General features: G+C 70.4%; 20 protein-coding genes. 4 read left to right on the forward strand and 16 right to left on the reverse strand.

The window, feature by feature from the left end:
• Positions 1 to 27 precede the first annotated feature (27 nt).
• Together grpE and dnaK are read right to left on the reverse strand one after the other, a co-directional pair.
• Positions 28 to 546 (reverse strand): nucleotide exchange factor GrpE, encoded by a 519-nt coding sequence (gene grpE / locus ACHAAC_RS08155; RefSeq protein WP_435715627.1) that lies wholly within the window; start codon positions 544 to 546, stop codon positions 28 to 30.
• Positions 547 to 680: 134 nt separating this feature from the next.
• Entirely contained in the window at positions 681 to 2,546 is a 1,866-nt protein-coding gene (dnaK, locus tag ACHAAC_RS08160) for a molecular chaperone DnaK (RefSeq protein ID WP_435715628.1), read from the reverse strand.
• Between the two features lie 158 nt (positions 2,547 to 2,704).
• Here dnaK and ACHAAC_RS08165 point away from each other — a divergent pair, with 158 nt between their 5' ends.
• A complete protein-coding gene (locus tag ACHAAC_RS08165; RefSeq protein WP_435715629.1) occupies positions 2,705 to 3,298 on the forward strand; it encodes a hypothetical protein in 594 nt (197 codons plus the stop codon).
• Positions 3,299 to 3,355: 57 nt separating this feature from the next.
• Here ACHAAC_RS08165 and ACHAAC_RS08170 read toward each other — a convergent pair whose 3' ends face one another.
• The 7 genes from ACHAAC_RS08170 to ACHAAC_RS08200 form a co-directional block, all read right to left on the reverse strand.
• Positions 3,356 to 4,369: an aldo/keto reductase gene (locus ACHAAC_RS08170; RefSeq protein ID WP_435715630.1), complete on the reverse strand. Its 1,014-nt coding sequence runs from the start codon at positions 4,367 to 4,369 to the stop codon at positions 3,356 to 3,358.
• A gap of 41 nt (positions 4,370 to 4,410) precedes the next feature.
• Positions 4,411 to 4,797, reverse strand: a complete 387-nt coding sequence (locus ACHAAC_RS08175) for a DUF6157 family protein (RefSeq protein WP_435715631.1) — start codon at positions 4,795 to 4,797, stop codon at positions 4,411 to 4,413.
• A 32-nt stretch (positions 4,798 to 4,829) separates the two neighbouring features.
• Positions 4,830 to 5,378, reverse strand: coding sequence for a cysteine hydrolase family protein (locus ACHAAC_RS08180; protein ID WP_435715632.1), 549 nt, complete (start codon positions 5,376 to 5,378; stop codon positions 4,830 to 4,832).
• Positions 5,379 to 5,500: 122 nt separating this feature from the next.
• The gene (locus ACHAAC_RS08185; RefSeq protein WP_435715633.1) at positions 5,501 to 5,986 is read right to left on the reverse strand and encodes an SRPBCC family protein; all 486 of its coding nucleotides are present in this window, start codon (positions 5,984 to 5,986) and stop codon (positions 5,501 to 5,503) included.
• Positions 5,983 to 6,333, reverse strand: a complete 351-nt coding sequence (locus tag ACHAAC_RS08190) for an ArsR/SmtB family transcription factor (protein WP_435715634.1) — start codon at positions 6,331 to 6,333, stop codon at positions 5,983 to 5,985. The genes ACHAAC_RS08185 and ACHAAC_RS08190 overlap by 4 nt, the downstream gene beginning before the upstream one ends.
• Before the next feature lie 106 nt (positions 6,334 to 6,439).
• On the reverse strand, positions 6,440 to 8,680 hold the full coding sequence (locus ACHAAC_RS08195) for an MMPL family transporter (protein WP_435715635.1): 2,241 nt from the start codon (positions 8,678 to 8,680) through the stop codon (positions 6,440 to 6,442).
• A 54-nt stretch (positions 8,681 to 8,734) separates the two neighbouring features.
• Entirely contained in the window at positions 8,735 to 9,307 is a 573-nt protein-coding gene (locus ACHAAC_RS08200) for a TetR/AcrR family transcriptional regulator (protein ID WP_435715636.1), read from the reverse strand.
• A 109-nt stretch (positions 9,308 to 9,416) separates the two neighbouring features.
• On the opposite strand from ACHAAC_RS08200, the gene ACHAAC_RS08205 reads away from it, so the two are divergent.
• Both ACHAAC_RS08205 and ACHAAC_RS08210 read left to right on the forward strand, forming a co-directional pair.
• A complete protein-coding gene (locus tag ACHAAC_RS08205; protein WP_435715637.1) occupies positions 9,417 to 9,911 on the forward strand; it encodes a hypothetical protein in 495 nt (164 codons plus the stop codon).
• Positions 9,912 to 10,067: 156 nt separating this feature from the next.
• Entirely contained in the window at positions 10,068 to 10,820 is a 753-nt protein-coding gene (locus ACHAAC_RS08210; protein WP_435715638.1) for a sulfite exporter TauE/SafE family protein, read from the forward strand.
• Between the two features lie 8 nt (positions 10,821 to 10,828).
• On the opposite strand, the gene ACHAAC_RS08215 is transcribed toward ACHAAC_RS08210, so the two are convergent.
• Both ACHAAC_RS08215 and ACHAAC_RS08220 read right to left on the reverse strand, forming a co-directional pair.
• A complete protein-coding gene (locus ACHAAC_RS08215) occupies positions 10,829 to 11,716 on the reverse strand; it encodes a rhodanese-related sulfurtransferase (protein WP_435715639.1) in 888 nt (295 codons plus the stop codon).
• 28 nt (positions 11,717 to 11,744) lie between these two features.
• On the reverse strand, positions 11,745 to 12,275 hold the full coding sequence (locus tag ACHAAC_RS08220; RefSeq protein WP_435715640.1) for a 2'-5' RNA ligase family protein: 531 nt from the start codon (positions 12,273 to 12,275) through the stop codon (positions 11,745 to 11,747).
• A gap of 113 nt (positions 12,276 to 12,388) precedes the next feature.
• On the opposite strand from ACHAAC_RS08220, the gene ACHAAC_RS08225 reads away from it, so the two are divergent.
• On the forward strand, positions 12,389 to 13,213 hold the full coding sequence (locus tag ACHAAC_RS08225; protein WP_435715641.1) for a class I SAM-dependent methyltransferase: 825 nt from the start codon (positions 12,389 to 12,391) through the stop codon (positions 13,211 to 13,213).
• 26 nt (positions 13,214 to 13,239) lie between these two features.
• Here ACHAAC_RS08225 and map read toward each other — a convergent pair whose 3' ends face one another.
• The 5 genes from map to ACHAAC_RS08250 all read right to left on the reverse strand — a co-directional run bounded on the left by map (position 13,240) and on the right by ACHAAC_RS08250 (position 16,998).
• Entirely contained in the window at positions 13,240 to 14,010 is a 771-nt protein-coding gene (gene map, locus ACHAAC_RS08230; RefSeq protein ID WP_435715642.1) for a type I methionyl aminopeptidase, read from the reverse strand.
• 9 nt (positions 14,011 to 14,019) lie between these two features.
• Positions 14,020 to 14,394, reverse strand: a complete 375-nt coding sequence (locus ACHAAC_RS08235; protein WP_435715643.1) for a hypothetical protein — start codon at positions 14,392 to 14,394, stop codon at positions 14,020 to 14,022.
• A gap of 23 nt (positions 14,395 to 14,417) precedes the next feature.
• A complete protein-coding gene (gene purQ / locus ACHAAC_RS08240) occupies positions 14,418 to 15,104 on the reverse strand; it encodes a phosphoribosylformylglycinamidine synthase subunit PurQ (RefSeq protein ID WP_435715644.1) in 687 nt (228 codons plus the stop codon).
• Positions 15,101 to 15,349, reverse strand: a complete 249-nt coding sequence (gene purS / locus ACHAAC_RS08245) for a phosphoribosylformylglycinamidine synthase subunit PurS (RefSeq protein WP_435715645.1) — start codon at positions 15,347 to 15,349, stop codon at positions 15,101 to 15,103. Before purS ends, purQ begins: the two co-directional genes overlap by 4 nt.
• A 92-nt stretch (positions 15,350 to 15,441) precedes the next feature.
• Positions 15,442 to 16,998, reverse strand: a complete 1,557-nt coding sequence (locus ACHAAC_RS08250; protein WP_435715646.1) for a long-chain-fatty-acid--CoA ligase — start codon at positions 16,996 to 16,998, stop codon at positions 15,442 to 15,444.
• Positions 16,999 to 17,006: the final 8 nt, after the last annotated feature.

Genomic DNA, 17,006 nt, shown 5'->3' on the forward strand with positions numbered 1-17,006 from the left:
TTCATCGGTGTCGACCACCGTGTGGTGCTACTCCTCTGCTGGCTGCTCGTCCGCCTGCTCCGGGTCGGTGCTGGCGGGGGCCAGGACGCCCACCTGGGCGTCGCGGATGACCTCCTCGCCAACGCGGTAGCCGGTGCGGATGACCGTGCCGACCGTCGTCGCATCGATGTCGGGCGACTCGCCCACCTGGAAGAGCGCCTCGTGCAGCCGTGGGTCGAACACGTCGCCCTCGGCGCCGAAGGACTCCAGGCCCTGGGCGGCAACCGTCTGGCGCAGCGCGTCGGCGACGGCCTTGAAGCCCCCCTCGAGCTCGCCGTGCTGCTCGGCCCGACCGATGTCGTCGAGCACGGTCAGCAACGACTTGAGCACCGACGACGCGCCCTGGGCGCGGGAGACGGCCCGGTCACGCTCCACGCGCTTGCGGTAGTTCTGGTACTCCGCGTGGACCCGCTGCAGGTCGGCCGTGCGCTCCAGGAGCTGCTGCTCCAACGACGGCTCACCGCCGTCTGCGTCGGCAGCCTCGCCCTCGACCATCGGCTCACTCACCGGCTGGTCGGCCGGCGGGCCGGCAGCCTCGGCGGACTCCTCCGCCTCGGCTGCTGGCTTGTCCTGAGTAGCCTCCCGAGGCTCGCTCTCTCCTGGCGAGGAGGAACGGGGAGGCGTATCGAAGGGGCCCGCCGTCACTTCTTCTCCTCGTCGGAGTCGTCGGACTCCTCGTCGACGATCTCGGCGTCGACGACGTCGTCGTCGCTGCCGCCGGCGTCCTCACCGGGCGCGGCACCCGCGTCGCCGGCGGCCTCCTGCTCCGCGGCGGCCGCGGCGTACATCGCCTCGCCCATCTTGGAGCTGGACTCACCGAGCTTGGCGACGGCCGCCTCGATGGCCTCGTTGTCCTCGCCCTCGAGCGCGGACTTGAGCGCGTCGACGTCGCCCTGCACCTCGGCCTTGACGTCGTCGCCCACCTTGTCGCCGTTCTCGCCGATGAACTTCTCGGTGGTGTGGACGAGGGCCTCGGCCTGGTTGCGTGTCTCGACGGACTCGCGACGCTTGCGGTCCTCCTCGGCGTACTTCTCGGCGTCCTTGACCATCGTGTCGATGTCGTCCTTGGACAGGGCCGAGCCGCCGGTGATCGTCATCGACTGCTCCTTGCCGGTGCCACGATCCTTGGCAGAGACGTTGACGATGCCGTTGGCGTCGATGTCGAAGGTGACCTCGATCTGCGGCACACCGCGCGGCGCGGGCGGCAGCCCGGTGAGCTCGAACGTGGCCAGCAGCTGGTTGCCCGAGGCCATCTCCCGCTCGCCCTGGTAGACCTGGATCGCCACGGACGGCTGGTTGTCGTCGGCCGTGGTGAAGACCTCCGAGCGCTTGGTCGGGATGGTCGTGTTGCGCTCGATGAGCTTGGTCATCACGCCGCCCTTGGTCTCGATGCCCAGGCTCAGCGGGGTGACGTCGAGCAGGAGCACGTCCTTGACCTCGCCCTTGAGGACGCCGGCCTGCAGGCTCGCGCCGATCGCGACGACCTCGTCGGGGTTGACGCCCTTGTTGGGGTCCTTGCCGCCGGTGAGCTGCTTGACCAGCTCGGTGACGGCGGGCATGCGGGTGGAGCCGCCGACCATGACCACGTGGTCGATCGCGTCGACGCTGACACCGGCGTCCTTGATGACGTTGTGGAACGGCGCCTTGGTGCGCTCCAGCAGGTCGGCCGTGATCTTCTCGAACTCGCTGCGCGACAGGGTCTCGTCGAGGAAGACGGGACTGCCGTCCTGCACCGTGATGTAGGGCAGGTTGATGCTGGTGCTCGAGGAGCTGGAGAGCTCGATCTTGGCGCGCTCGGCGGCCTCGCGGATGCGCGGCATCGCCATCTTGTCCTTCGTCAGGTCGACGCCGGTCTTGGACTTGAACGTCGAGACGATCCAGCTGACGACGGCCTCGTCCCAGTCGTCACCACCGAGGTGGTTGTCACCGCTGGTGGCCTTGACCTCGATGACGCCCTCGCCGATCTCCAGCAGGGACACGTCGAACGTGCCGCCGCCGAGGTCGAAGACGAGGATGGTCTGGTCCTCGCCCTTGTCCAGGCCGTACGCCAGGGCAGCCGCTGTGGGCTCGTTGATGATGCGGCTGACGTTCATGCCGGCGATCTCGCCGGCCTCCTTGGTGGCCTGGCGCTGGTGGTCGTTGAAGTAGGCCGGCACGGTGATGACCGCGTCGGTGACCGACTCACCGAGGTAGGCCTCGGCGTCGCGCTTGAGCTTCTGCAGCACGAAGGCGCTGATCTGCTGGGGGTTGAACGTCTTGCCGTCGATCTCGGTGCTCCAGTCGGTGCCCATGTGGCGCTTGACGGAACGGATCGTGCGGTCGACGTTGGTGACGCCCTGGCGCTTGGCGACCTCGCCGGCCAGGACCTCGCCGTCCTTGGCGAACGCGACGACCGACGGGGTCGTGCGGGCGCCCTCGGCGTTGGCGATGACGGTGGGCTCTCCGCCCTCCAGGACGGCGACGACGGAGTTCGTCGTGCCGAGGTCGATTCCGACGGCACGTGCCATGGTGATTCCTCCTGTGGTGGGGTGCATCTGTCAGGTCGCTGAAGTCATTGCCACGAGTGCGTCAACTGACTTGAGTCTGAACATATCAACCTTGCAAAGCGTCTCAGTATTCCGGCCCCCGAGAGGCCGTCTGCGCGGACTGGCCCTACGGTTGCGCCATGAGATCAATGACCCTGCGCATCGCGGCCGCTGCCGCTGCCACCATGCTCCTCGTCGCCTGTGGTGGCGGGGATTCTGATTCGGAGTCCGACTCCGGCTCGGGCTCCACCGACACCGCCTCCTCCGCCGAGGCCGCCTCCGGCGAGGAGGTCAGCACCGAGGACTTCAGCTTCACCGCACCCGAGGGCTGGGAGGACGCCGCCGAGAGCGTGCCCGAGACCATCCCCGTGGACGTCGCCTACGCCGAGGTCCCCGAGGAGGGCAGCACGTTCGCCACCAACGTCAACGTCGTGGAGGAGCCGAGCGCGTTCGAGGGCAACTCCGATGAGTACGCCGATGCCAACATCCAGGCACTGGAGGGCGCCGGGTACGCCAGCATCAGCAAGGAGGGAACCTTCGAGGTCGCCGACAGCGAGTTCGTCGTGGTCACCGCGCAGGCCGAGCAGTCCGGCACCACGCAGCTGACCAACCAGTACTACACCGTCAACGACGACCGGGCGTGGGTCGTGACCTTCTCCTTCGGCGAGGACGCCACCGAGAACGAGCGCACCGAGCTGGCCGAGAGCGTCATGCAGACGTGGGCCTGGGCCTGAGCCTGCAGGTCACCCAGGACGGACCCGGCTCGCACGAGCCGGGTCCGTCCTGTCTGCTTAGGCGTCGATCGAGCTCATGTCGCCGTATCGCTCGCCGGCGACAGCTCCCCGCGGCACGGCGGCCTCGAGCTCGGCCACGTCGGCCGGCGTGAGCACGACGTCGCGCGCTGCCACGTTCTCCTGCAGGTAGGTCGTGCGCTTGGTGCCCGGGATGGGCACCACCGCGACGTCGCCACCGGAGCGCGCGAGCACCCACGCCAGCGCCAGCTGGCCCGGCGTGCACCCGAGTCGATCGGCGATCGCGCCGACCCGGGCCACGAGCGCCAGGTTGGACTCCAGCGCCTCGCCACGGAAGCGGGGGAAGTAGGCCGTCGAGCGGGAGTCATCCTCGGCCAGGTCGGTCTCGCTCGCGATGGCACCGGTCAGCAGGCCGCGGCCCAGCGGGGAGTAGGGCACGAGGCCGATGCCGAGCTCGGCCAGCACCGGCCAGACCTCGTCCTCCAGGTCGCGGGTGAAGAGCGAGTACTCCGTCTGCAGTGCGGTGATCGGGTGCACGGCGTGGGCCCGACGGATGGTCTGCGCCGACGCCTCCGAGAGTCCGAGGTGGCGGACCTTCCCGGCCTCGACGAGCTCCTTCATCGCCCCGACGGTCTCCTCGATGGGCACGGTGAAGTCGACGCGGTGCTGGTAGTAGAGGTCGATGACGTCGACCCCGAGCCGCTGCAGGGAGGCGTCGCAGGCGGAGCGGACGTAGTCGGGCCGTCCGTTGACCCCCAGCCGGGTGCCGTCGGGGAGCCGCTCGTTGCCGAACTTGGTGGCGAGCTGCACCTCTTCGCGCGGGACCGCGCTGGAGGAGATGGCAGCGCCCACGAGCAGCTCGTTCGTGAAGGGGCCGTACATGTCGGCGGTGTCGAGGAAGGTGACCCCGAGCTCGAGCGCCCGGTGGATGGTGCGGGTGGCCTCGGCCTCGTCGCGGGTGCCGTAGAACTCCGACATGCCCATGCAGCCCAGGCCCATGGTCGAGACGGTGAGCGGGGCGACGGTGCCCAGCGTGGTGGTGTGGTTCGTCATGACCTCGAGTCAACACCCCCGGACCCAGCCGGCGCCCAGGGTCAGGCTCGCCGAGAGCGCATCCCGCTGCGCTGCGTCAGAGCCGGGTCGGCGGCCAGCTCGCGGTAGCGGCCGGACTCCACCGGGACCAGGGCGACGCGGCCCTCGGCGTCGGCGTGCACGCCCCAGCCGTAGCGCTTGACCAGCGGGGAGGATCGCAGGCAGGGCTGACCCTTGCTGAAGAACTCCTCGCGCGTGAGGCCCTTGGGCTCACCCTGGCTCGCGAACACGACGTCGTCGGACGTGTGCTCATAGGGAGCGTGACGCAGCATCTCGAGCTGGCGCTGGGCGAGCGTGGCGGGCTCGCGCTCCGGCGGTGCCTGCGCCGTCGTGGCGGGGCAGTCGGGCGCGACGGAGATGAAGGTGTCGACGTAGTCGGTGGTGTGCATCGTGGCCTCCTGCATTGCCGCCCGCGGCATCGCTACCAGTCGACCTCTGCCGCCGGCACGACTGCGGCGGCACGCCCGGGGGCGGACTGGAACTGCCAGTACAGGTTGGTGTGCGCGATGACGTCCTCCGGCGGCGGCGCACCGTAGGCGCTGTGGTCGTCGGCGGTGTGCGCATCGCTCACGAGGGTGGTGTCGTAGCCGCGGGTGAAGGCGCCGTGGATCGTGGAGCGCACGCACGCGTCGGTCTGCGCACCGGTGACGACGACGTGCCCGACACCGAGCCCGGCGAGGACGTCCTCGAGCCCGGTGGCCTCGAAGGCGTCGCCGTGGTCCTTGTGCACCAGCGGTTCACCGTCGTTCGGACCGAGCTCCGGCACGATCTGCCACCCGTCGGTGCCCGCTGCGCTCTCGCCGGTGTCGCTGAGGGAGTCCTGCACCCACACGACGGGCACACCGGCCGTGCGCGCCGAGTCCACCAGGCCGGCGATCCGGCCCACGACCGCGTCACGGTCGTGGGCCGTGGCCACCACGTCGTTCTGCACGTCGACGACGAGCAGCGCCGACCCCGTTCGTCCGTCCATCGTCGCCATGATCCACCTCGTTCCCGGCGCGACGGCCGCGCCCCACCCGCATCATGCCCCCGTGCACCGACAGACTCGCTCAGCCCGGACACCGGGAGGGGTCGCGACCGATGAGCCCGTGCTCAGACGGTGTCATCGCTCAGCAGAGCGTCGAGCTTCGCGTAGCCGTCGTTGACGCCGACGTCCATGCCGCTGCTCAGCATCCCGTCGCGAGCCTCGAAGCTGCCCACGAGGCTCGTGACGTGCAGCCGCGTGCGCCCGTCGCCGAGGTCCTCGAAGGTCATGGTCTCGAGCGAGACGCCCTCGGGCATGCCCTCCCACGTGAAGGTCTGGACGAGTCGCTCGTCCGACACCTCGTGGAAGCAGCCGTGGAAGCCCTGCCCCTCGTGCTCGTAGCGCCAGCTGCCGCCGGTGCGCGCGTCCCAGTGGTCGATCGTCGTGACGTACCCGTCCGGCCCGATCCAGCGGACGAACAGCTCCGGGTCCGTGTGCGCCCGGACCAGCTGGGCCGGCGTGGCGGCGAAGTCGCGCCTGATGCGGATGGCGGGGACGTCGGCGTCGGCCTCGATCGTCGCCTCGGCTGCAGAGATGTTGCGGGTCGTGCTCATGATGCGGTCCCTTCGTTGTTGGTTGTTTCCTCGTCCATCTGCGCCAGGACGGTGTCCAGGCGCTGGTAGCGCTGCTCCGCCTCATGGCGGTAGCGCTCGATCCACTTCTCCATGAGGTCGAACACCTCCGCCTCGAGCCGGACCGGACGGGTCTGGGCCTTGCGCCCCTTGCTGACGAGACCGGCGTCCTCGAGCACCTTGAGGTGCTTCGAGATCGCCTGGACGCTCACGTCGTAGGGCCCAGCAAGCTCGCCCACCGTGGCGTCGGCGACGGCCAGGCGCGCCACCATGTCGCGTCGCGTCGGGTCGGCCAGCGCCGAGAACACCCTGGAGAGCTGGTCGGTCATCGTCATCCGTCCTCAACTGATTGGTTGAACACCATGATGGTGCAGCACGCAGACAGCCCTTGTCAACCATGTGGTTGACAAGGGCTGTGGCCGCGGAGCGCCGGGGTCAGGCCGGCACGCTCTCCTTCTTCGGCTCCTGCGTGCGTGCCGCGAGCGACTCGCCCTCGATGTCGAGGTTCGGCAGGGCCCGGTCGAGCCAGCGCGGGAGCCACCACATCCGGCGGCCGACCAGCGCCATGAACGCCGGCACGAGCGTCATCCGCACCAGGAACGCGTCGGCGAGGACGCCGATGGCCAGGCCGAACCCGATCGACTTGATGATCGCGTCGTCACCCAGCGCGAAGCTGCCGAACACGCCGATCATGATGGCCGCGGCCGCGGTGACGACCCGGGCACCGTGCTGGAAGCCGTGCACCACGGCGTCGGTGGCCTCGGCCCCGTGGACGAACTCCTCGCGCATCCGGGAGACGAGGAAGACCTCGTAGTCCATCGCGAGGCCGAACAGGATGCCGGTCAGCAGCAGCGGCAGCATGAACAGCACCGGACCGGGCTTGTCGATGCCCAGCAGGTCCGCCATCCAGCCCCACTGGAAGACCGCGACCGTCGCGCCGAGGGCCACGCCCACCGACACCAGGAAGCCGGCCACCGCCTTCAACGGCACCAGGACGGAGCGGAAGACCACGGCCAGCAGGACGAACGCCAGGCCGACGACCACCAGCAGGTAGACGGGGAAGGCATCGGCCAGCGACTCCGAGATGTCGACGCCGAGCGCCGTCTGGCCGGTGACGAGTGCCTGCGCGCCCGTCTCGGCCTCGAGCGGCGCCAGTGCCTCGCGCAGGTCGTCGACGAGCTGCTGCGTCGCCGCGTCGGACGGCCCGCTCTCGGGGATGACCGTGACGGTTGCGTACTGCGCCTGGTCGAGCTGACCCTCGAACGCCTGCACGGCCTCGGCCGGGCTGCCCTCCGGCGGGATGGGCGAGACGACGGTCGCCACGTCCTCCTCCACGGACGACGCGATGGCCGTGGCCTGCTCGACGGCGGCCTGCGGGTCGTCGGCACCGGCGGTGTCGACCACCAGGAGCAGAGGACCGTTGGTCCCGGCGCCGAACTCCTCGGCGATCAGGTCGTACGCCTCGCGGGGGCCGGAGCCGTCGGCGGCGGTGCCGTCGTCGGGCAGCGCGAGCTGCATCGAGGCCACCGGGATGGCCACGACGGCAGCCACCGCCAGGCCACCGACGAAGGTGACGATCTTGTGCTTGGTGATGAGCTCGGCCCAGCGACGGCCGATGGTCCGGCGCCGGTCCGTGGACTCCGGATCGCGGGCCTTGAGGAACGGCAGGCGCCCGGAGGCCACCCGCCGGCCGGCGAAGCCGAACAGCGCCGGCAGCATCGTCAGCGCGATGAGCACGGCCACGGCCACGGTGGCCGCGGCGGCCAGGCCCATCTCGGTGAGGAAGGAGATGCCCACGACCGACAGGCCGGCCAGCGCGATGATGACGGTGAGCCCGGCGAACACGACGGCCGAGCCGGCCGTGCCCACGGCGCGACCCGCCGCCTCCTCGTACGAGCGACCTGTGGCCACCTCGTGCCGGTAGCGCGAGACGATGAACAGCGCGTAGTCGATGCCCACGGCCAGGCCGAGCATCGTGGCCAGGATGGGTGTCGTGGAGCCGAGGTCGACGAAGCCGGTCAGGGTGGTGATACCGGTGACGCCGATGCCCACGCCGACGAGTGCCGTCAGCAGCGGCATGCCCGCGGTCAGCAGGGAGCCGAAGGTCAGCACGAGCACGACCACGGCCACGGCCACGCCGGTGAGCTCGGCCGTCCCCGTCTCCGGGATCTCCTGCAGCGCGTCGCCACCGATGAACACGTCGAGCCCGGCCTCCTGGGCCTGCTCGGGTGCCGACTCGAGTGCGTCGCGGTCGGCCTGGGTGAGCTCGATCGACGTCCGGTCGTAGGAGACCGTCGCGTAGGCCGCGCCGCCGTCCTCGCTGACCGTCCCTGTCTCGAAGGGGTCGGACATCTCCAGGACGTGCTCGGTCCTGGCCTCCTCGAGCGCGTCGCCGATGATCTGCTGGTTCTGCGGCGACTGCAGCGACTCGCCCTCGGGCGCCTCGAAGGCGATCCGGGCCGTCGCGCCGTCAGGCGCGGCGTCCGGGGTGCGCTCCTCGATGAGGTCGAAGGCCTGGGTCGACTCGATGCCGGGCACGCTGAACTCGTCCGACGTCGTGCCGGACAGCGTCGCCGCGCCCGTGCCGCCGAGGATCAGCAGCAGGACCCAGGACACGACGACCATCGCGCGGTGCCTGAAGGCCCAGCGGCCGAGTCGATAGAGGTGCCACGCCATGGGATTCTCCTGGATGGTTCGGGGATTGAGGGGGGGGTTCGGGTGGTGGTCTGGTCAGCTGATGCCGAGGGCGGGAAGCACGACGGCGTCGAGGTAGGCGATGAGCTCGGCATCCTCGGGCTCGGCGCCGCACAGCGTGTGGTGCAGGACGAACGGGGCCATGAGCGCCGTGCCGATCTGCTCGATCGACGCTGCCGGTTGCGGGATCTCCCCGCGGTCCACCGCTCGGCCCACGACGAGCGCGAGGTCGCGCAGGACGCCGCCGGTGATGTCGGAGCGCACGGCGTCCGCCAGGTCCGGGTCGGTCTTGACCGCCTGCAGCAGCGAGGCGATGAGGTCGGCCGCGATGCCGGTCTCGTCCGGTCGCGGGCGTCGGCGGATCATCTCGTGCAGGTCGCCGGGGAGCGTCCCGGTGTCGGGCAGCTCGTCGTCCTTGCCGGCCATGGCCGCGATCGCCTCCACGACGAGCGAGGCCTTGCTGCCCCACTGCCGGTAGAGCGTTGCCTTGCTGCTGTGCGTCCGTTCCGCGATCTGGTCCATCGTGACGCGGTCGTAGCCCAGCTCGGCCACGAGCGCGAGCGCACCGCGGTGCAGCTCGGCGCGGCGGGCGGCGGTCAGGCGTGACATGGACTTCTCCGAGGAACGAAACTGTTTCGTTTCGATGCTAGGTCGCGCCTTCGGCCCACACCAGCCGGCTCGGCATGACCTCCGTCACGCGGTCGGCCATACTGTTCCCATGCCCGAGGACGTCGACCCGTTGCTCACCGGCCGCGGCGGTCTGTCCTACGTCGAGCTCGACGAGGCCGCTCACCGCCTGCACGGTCTGCTGACCAGCGTCGCCGAGGGACAGATCGGCCGCCCGCTGCTGCACGAGTTCCACATCGACGTCGACACGGCGGCCTCCCAGGAGCCGACCCCGCCGCCGGGCTACCGTCGCCCCGCCAGCGGCGCGATCACCACCACGGTCGACGTGCGCTCGCGCTCGGTGCCCGCCGCGCACACCCACGTGCGGGTGACGGTGTGGCCCGCACTCGGCGGCGCCGACGTCGTGGACCTGCTGGCCGAGCGCGAGGGCACCGACCACCGGCTCGAGGTCCGTCTGGACGAGATCCACCCCGAGGCCACCGACGCCGTGCGCGGCCGCGTCAACGACTTCGTCGCCCGCCAGGTCGCCCTCGTCGTCACCGAGCTGAACGTGGCGATGCAGCGAGCCCTCGGCCGCCCCGACTGACCCGGGTTCCCGCCGAGTGGCGCAGCCTTGCGATTCTGAGACGGCGTGTCGCGCAGATCTGCGCCACTCGGAACCAGGTTTGCGCCACTCGCGGTGCCCGTCGTCCTCGACCTGACCCGCGGTCGGTCCGTGGAGCGGCCCTGACAGGATCGGGCCGTGAGCCCGACCGATGCCGCCATCGCCCTGCTCGCCGGGCTGTGGGCCGGGACGATCAACACCGTCGTCGGCTCGGGGACCCTCGTCTCGTTCCCCGTGCTGCTCGGCCTGGGCCTGCCGCCCGTCGTCGCCAACGTGACCAACACGGTCGGCCTGTTCCCCGGATCGCTCGCCGGCGCCTGGGGATACCGGCGCGAGCTGCGCGGCCAGGGGCGTCGCATCGCCGTGCTCAGCGTCTTCACCGTCATCGGCTCCGTCACCGGCGCGATCGTCCTGCTGGTGCTCCCGCCCGACGCCTTCGAGCGCATCGTGCCCTGGCTCATCGCACTGGCTCTCGTGCTGGTGGTCGGTGGGCCACGCCTGACCGCCCACCTGCGTCAGACCCGCTACGCCCCGACGGAGCGCACCACGGTGGCGGTGGCCGTCGTCGCGACCCTGTGCGCCGTCTACGGCGGGTACTTCGGCGCGGCACAGGGCGTGCTCATGATGGGCTTCATGGGCATGCTGCTCGCGGAGGACCTGCAGCGCCTCAACGCCCTCAAGAACGTCCTCACCGGGCTCACCAACCTCGTCGCGGCCGTCGTCTTCGCGATCGTCGCCGACGTACAGTGGGGACTGGCCGCGATGGTCGCCGTCGGCGCGGTCATGGGCGGCCTGCTCGGGGCACGCATCGGGAGGCGGCTCCCGCCGAACGTCCTGCGCGGCGTGATCGTGGTCGTCGGGGTCGTCGCGATGTACGCGCTGCTGCGCTGACGCCCGGGTCAGGCGTGGGCGTCGCAGCGGTGGTCGACTGCGGCACAGGCGGAGCAGCGCACCATCCGGCGCACGCACGCCAGGTCGGCGCAGTCGACGACGTCCTTGCTGGCCGTCTCGCAGGCGTCGCAGCGGCCGACGACCGCCGTGTGGTCGGAGAAGTCCACCGTCGTGCGGTCGTCGAAGACGTACATCGAGCCCTCCCAGAGCCCGTCGTCGCCGTAGGCCTCCCCGTAGCGGGCGATGCCGCCGTCGAGCTGGTAGACCCGCTCGAACCCGCGGCGGCGCATGAGAGGGGTGAGCACCTCGCACCGGATGCCCCCGGTGCAGTAGGTGACGACGGGCCGGTCCTTGAGGTGGTCCCACGCCCCGGACTCCAGCAGGTCGACGAGCCCGCGCGTGGTCTCCACGTCCGGGACGACGGCGTCACGGAAGTGCCCGACCGCGCCCTCGACGGCGTTGCGCCCGTCCACCATGACGACGTCCTCGCGCTCGACGAGCTCGTGCAGCTGCGCGGGCGTGAGCCGCTGCCCACCCCCGACGACGCCCTGCTCGTCAACCTCCAGCTCCTCGGGCCGGCCGAAGGTGACCACCTCGTCGCGCACCTTGACGCTCAGCCGGGGGAACAGCGCCGTGGTGACGCCGTCCTCCAGCGCCCGGCCGACGCTCCACTTCACGTCGGCTCCGCGGAACGGGGTGTAGTCGCGCAGCCCGCGGACGTAGGCCTTGAGCGGCGCCAGGTCGCCACCCAGGGTGGCGTTGATGCCGTGCGGAGAGATGATGACGCGCCCTCGCAGGCCCAGCGACGAGGCGAGGCTGCGCTGCCACGCCCGGATCGCCTCGGGGTCGGTCAGGGGCGTGAAGACGTAGAACAGGATGACCTTCGGCGTGCCCACGCACCCCATTGTCCCTGCCACGAGCAGCTCAGTAGGGGCCGGTCAGCGACCAGGTGCGTCGGGCCTCGGAGTCCCAGCGACGCACGCCGGCCGCCGAGCCCGTCAGCATGCGCGGCTCCTCGGCCAGGGCCCGCATCGCCGCGTCGAGGTCCTCGCTGCGCAGGTGCCGCGAGGGCGTGACGTGCGGGGTCCACGCACCGGGCCGGAGGGTCGGGGGTCGGCCCTCCGCCTCGCCGATCGCCTCATCGACCCGTGCGTGCAGCGACAACAGCTCCGTCGCGGGAACCACGGCTCGCGACAGCACGCACCGGCGTCCCGGGAAGACGAGCAGACCACCGAGCGTCACCGCCAGTCCCTGCACAGACGCCACCGCTTCGCGGACCGCCTGCTCCTGCGCGTCGTCGAGCGTGGTGGCCACGGTCAGCGTGACGTGCGGGGCGTTGGAAGCGCCGGTGTGGTCGGCCTGGCCGGCCAGGCCGACCCGACGCAGCGCCTCCCACTCCCGGCGCACCCGGGCGTCGAGGGAAGGGTCGAGGACGATCTCCACCGACTGGGCCATGACCGTCAGCATGGCAGCCGGCCGCCGCGGTCACCCGGTGGTGCGCGGGTGGACACCCGGCGTCCACGTCGACCTCATCGGGTGGTCCCCCGGTGGGCCTAGCGTCGCGACCCATGCGTGCGACGACGAAGGCCCTCCTGCACCACTACGTCGATCACCTCGACCTCTCCGGCGAGGTGCTCGAGATCGGCGGGCACCGCTTGGCGAGCTGCCTCATCGAGGAGTTCCCTGAGCCGCGCTTTCGCTACCACGACCTCAACCTGGAGGCGTCGGACATCCCGAGCACGATCATCGCCGACATCACCGGGTGTGCCGACGAGATCGAGGACGACCGCTTCGACCTGGTCTTCTCCTCCGACGTGTTCGAGCACATCGACCGGCCGTGGCTCGCCGCCGAGGAGATCTCACGCATCCTCAAGCCGGGCGGGATCGCCGTCACCCACACCCTGTTCTCGTGGCGCAACCACCCCTGCCCCATCGACTACTGGCGCTACTCCGCCGAGTGCCTGGAGTTCCTCTTCTCCGGGCTGCAGACCCTGGAGAAGGGTTACGACCTGAGCCAGCGTCGCAACGACCAGCCCGGCTTCTGGGAGTCCGGCAACGACTCCGTCCCCGTGGACGGCCTCGGGGGCTGGCGCGAGCACTGGTCCGTCTGGCACGTGGGGCGCAAGGGCGACGGTCCGGACGTCCCGGCGTTCAGGGAGTCCGACCACCCCCAGGCGCACTGGTTGCGGATGGACTCCCAGGGCACCGTCACCAACCCCAAGCTGCTGGGATCACCCGCCGTGGTGCCGGCCGACGACGCTGCCCGTGAGCTGCGCGCGCTGCGGCAGGAGGTCACCGCCCTGCGCCGGCAGGTGCGCCACCAGGGGCCCGTGGGCGCGGTTCGCCGCGTGGCGGGAACCGCCCGCAGGGCAGCGCGCCGCGTCGGCATCTGAGGCCGGGGAGACTCAGTCCCGCCCCGTCAGTCGCGCAGCGTGAAGATGACCGGATCGTCCTCGGTGATCGCGATCGTGTGCTCGGAGTGCGCTCCCCGCGAGCCGTCGGCGCTGCGGATCGTCCAGCCGTCAGGATCCATCATGATCTCGTCGGTGGAGTGCAGGAACCACGGCTCGATGGCGATCACCAGGCCGGGCTCGAGCTTGAGCCCCCGGCCGGGCCGGGAATCGTTGGGGATGTGCGGATCGCCGTGCATCGTGCGACCCACGCCATGGCCACCGAACTGCGTGTTGATCGTGAGTCCGTGGCTGCGCCCGACGTCGCCGATGGTGGCACCGATGTCGCCGATCCGGTTCCCGGGGCGTGCCACCGCGATGGCGGCGTCCAGCGCCTCACGGGAGACGTCGATGAGCTTCAGGTCCTCGTCGCGCGGGGTGCCCACCACGAAGGAGACCGCCGAGTCGCTCACCCAGCCGTCGACCGAGACCGCGAAGTCGAGGGTGAGGAGGTCCCCGTCGCGCAGTCGGTAGTCGTGCGGGAGGCCGTGCAGGACGGCGTCGTTGACCGACGTGCACACGACCTTGCCGAAGGGCCCGCGGCCGAACGAGGGCGCGTAGTCGATGTAGCAGGACTCGGCGCCGCGCTCGGTGATCATCCGGTGCGCGAGGGCGTCGAGGTCGAGCAGGTTCACCCCGACGTCGGCGTGCTCCATCAGGGTCGTGAGCACCTCGGCGACGAAGCGACCCGCGGGTCGCATCTCGTCGATCTGTGCGGGGGTACGGAGCTCGATCGCCATGGCCCCAGCCTACGGACGGTCCGAGCGCAGCCGCGCATCGAGGCGCATCGTCACCGCCGCGGTGACGACGCCGACCAGACCCAGCAGCGCCAGCGGCAGCGAGCCGAAGAGCACGCCGCCCTCGGACCCGACGACGGACGCAGTCAGGGCGGCACCGCCCACAAGCCCACCGATCATGCCGATCGTGAGCAGCTGCGTGCGCGGCTCGACCGTGCTCCACGTCTGGTACGGCAGAGCCGCAGCCACGACGGCCGCCACGATGATGACGCCCTTGCCCGCAGTGAGCGCAGCCCCGGACCACGTGGGCTCCAGGAGCCGGTCGACGACCAGCAGCGCGAGGACGACTGCCTCGACCACGCTGACGATGATGGAGCGAAGGACCATGCGGCGAGACTACCGGCGGTGCGTCAGTGGGCGGTGAGCGCCGACAGCGCGGACGTGAACAGCCCGAGCCCGTCGGTTCCCGGGCCGCAGAGGTCCTCCACGGCGTGCTCGGGGTGCGGCATGAGGCCGACGACGTTGCCGCGCTCGTTGGTGATGCCCGCGATGTCCGCGACCGAGCCGTTGGGGTTGACGCCGACGTAGCGGAACACGACACGACCCTCCCCCTCGAGCCGCTCGATCGTCGCGGCATCGGCCACGAAGCCGCCCTCACCGTTCTTGAGCGGGATGGTGATCTCGGCGCCGGACTCGTACTGCGACGTCCAGGCAGTCTCGGTGTTCTCCACGCGCAGCGCCTGGTCGCGGCAGATGAAGGTGCGATGGTCGTTGCGGATGAGCGCTCCGGGCAGCAGGTGCGACTCGCACAGGATCTGGAAGCCGTTGCAGATGCCGAGCACGGGCATGCCCCCCTGCGCCGCCGCGACGACCTCGGTCATCACGGGGGCGAAGCGAGCGATGGCGCCGGCACGCAGGTAGTCGCCGTAGGAGAAGCCGCCGGGCAGGACGACGGCGTCGACACCGTGCCGACCTTTGGGCAGGTCGTGGTCGCCGTGCCACAGCGCGACGGGCTCGGCACCGGCCAGACGGACGGCACGTCGAGCGTCGACGTCATCCAGCGATCCGGGGAAGGTGACGACGCCGACCCTGGTCATGCGGGCTCCTCCACCCGGACGGCGTAGTCCTCGATGACGGGGTTGGAGAGCAGCGTCTCGGCGATCCTGCCCACCTCGGCGAGCGTGGCCTCGTCGGCCTGCTCCACCTGCAGCTCGAACCGCTTGCCCTGACGGACGTCGCTGACGCCGTCGAAGCCGAGCCGCGGCAACGCGCCGTGCACGGCCTTGCCCTGCGGGTCGAGGATCTCGGGCTTGGGCATGACGTCGACGATCACACGGGGCATATGACGATCCTACCCACTCGTTGAGTGTGACGTTGCGGCCCCATTCTGGCTGTTCCGAGGGCGATGACGTCACACTCAGCGGGGGTGGGGGCTCAGCTGATCTCGCGCTTGAGGATCTTGCCCGTCGCCGTCATGGGGAGCTCGTCGCGGAACTCCACGATGCGGGGGTACTTGTAGGAGGCGAACTGCTCCTTGCCCCACGCCAGGAGCGTGTCCTCGGTGACGTCGTCGTGATCCTTCTCCTTGACCACCACGGCCTTGATCTCCTCGCCGTGGGACTCGTGCGGGACGCCGATGACGGCGACCAGCGAGACGGCCGGGTGGGAGATCAGGATCTCCTCCAGCTCGCGCGGGTACACGTTGTAGCCGCCGCGGATGATCATGTCCTTGGAGCGGTCGACGATGAAGTAGAAGCCGTCGGCGTCCTTCTTGGCGAGGTCGCCGGAGCGGAACCAGCCGTCCTTGATCGAGTCGGCCGTCGCGTCGGGGCGGTCGTGGTACCCCTTCATGACGTTGTGGCCCTTGATGGCGATCTCACCGACGGCCTCGGGATCATCGGGGACGTCGGTCCAGTCATCGTTGATGAGCTTCATCTCCACGCCCGGGATGGGGACACCGATCGAGCCGACCTTGGGCTCCTCGCCGAAGCGGGCGAAGGAGGCCACGGGCGAGGTCTCCGACAGGCCGTAGCCCTCCAGGATGGTGACGCCGAAGCGCTCGGAGAACTGGCGGTGGATGTCGACCGGCAGGGCCGAGCCGCCGGCCGCGGCGACGCGCAGGTTGGCCGCGATCGTGGCCACGTCGGTGTTCTCGTCCAGCGCGCCCAGCAGGCCCCAGTACATCGTCGGGACGCCGGCGAAGTAGGTGACCTCCTCGGCCAGCATGAGCTTCAGCGCCGCCTCGGCCTCGAACCGCGGCAGCATCACGACCGTGCCACCGAAGGCCATCGAGCCGTTCTGGATGCAGGTCTGGCCGAAGGAGTGGAACAGCGGCAGGACGCACAGATAGGTGTCCGGGTTGTCCTCGCTCGCGCCGAAGAGGTCCTTGCCGGCGAGCGCGTTGTCGCGCATGTTGCGGTGCCTCAGCTCGGCGCCCTTGGGCTGGCCGGTGGTGCCGGAGGTGTAGAGGATGACGGCGGTGTCGTCGTCGTCGGTCTCGATGGTCTCGAACGTCGGCGGCTGCTGGGCGACGAGTGGTGCGTAGTACTCCGGCGGCTCCATCGGCTCAGGCGCGGCGGAGTCGAGCTTGATGAGGAAGAAGTCGGTGCAGGAGTCCGTGGCCTCGAAGCCCTCCCACGCGGCCTCGCCGATCGGCAGGTCCGGCGTGCCCTCGAAGGCGAAGAACGCCTTGGCGTCGGAGTCGTCCAGGTGGTAGGCCACCTCGCGACCCTTCAGCAGCACGTTCAGCGGGACGACCGTCGCTCCGGCCTTGAGGATTCCGTAGTAGATGATCGTGAAGTACGGCAGGTTCGGGCAGGACAGCGCGACCTTGTCGCCAGGCTGGATGCCACGCGAGACCAGCAGGTTCGCGACCTGGTTGGCGGCCCCGTTCACCTGGGCGTAGGCCAGGCGCGTGTCACCGAAGACGATCGCGGTGCGCTCGGGGTACTTGGTCGCGGACTGCTCCAGCAGGGCGGCGAGATTGGCCACGGTGTCTC

The sequence above is a fragment of the Aeromicrobium sp. CF4.19 genome (assembly GCF_051262555.1).
Lineage (GTDB): Bacteria > Actinomycetota > Actinomycetes > Propionibacteriales > Nocardioidaceae > Aeromicrobium.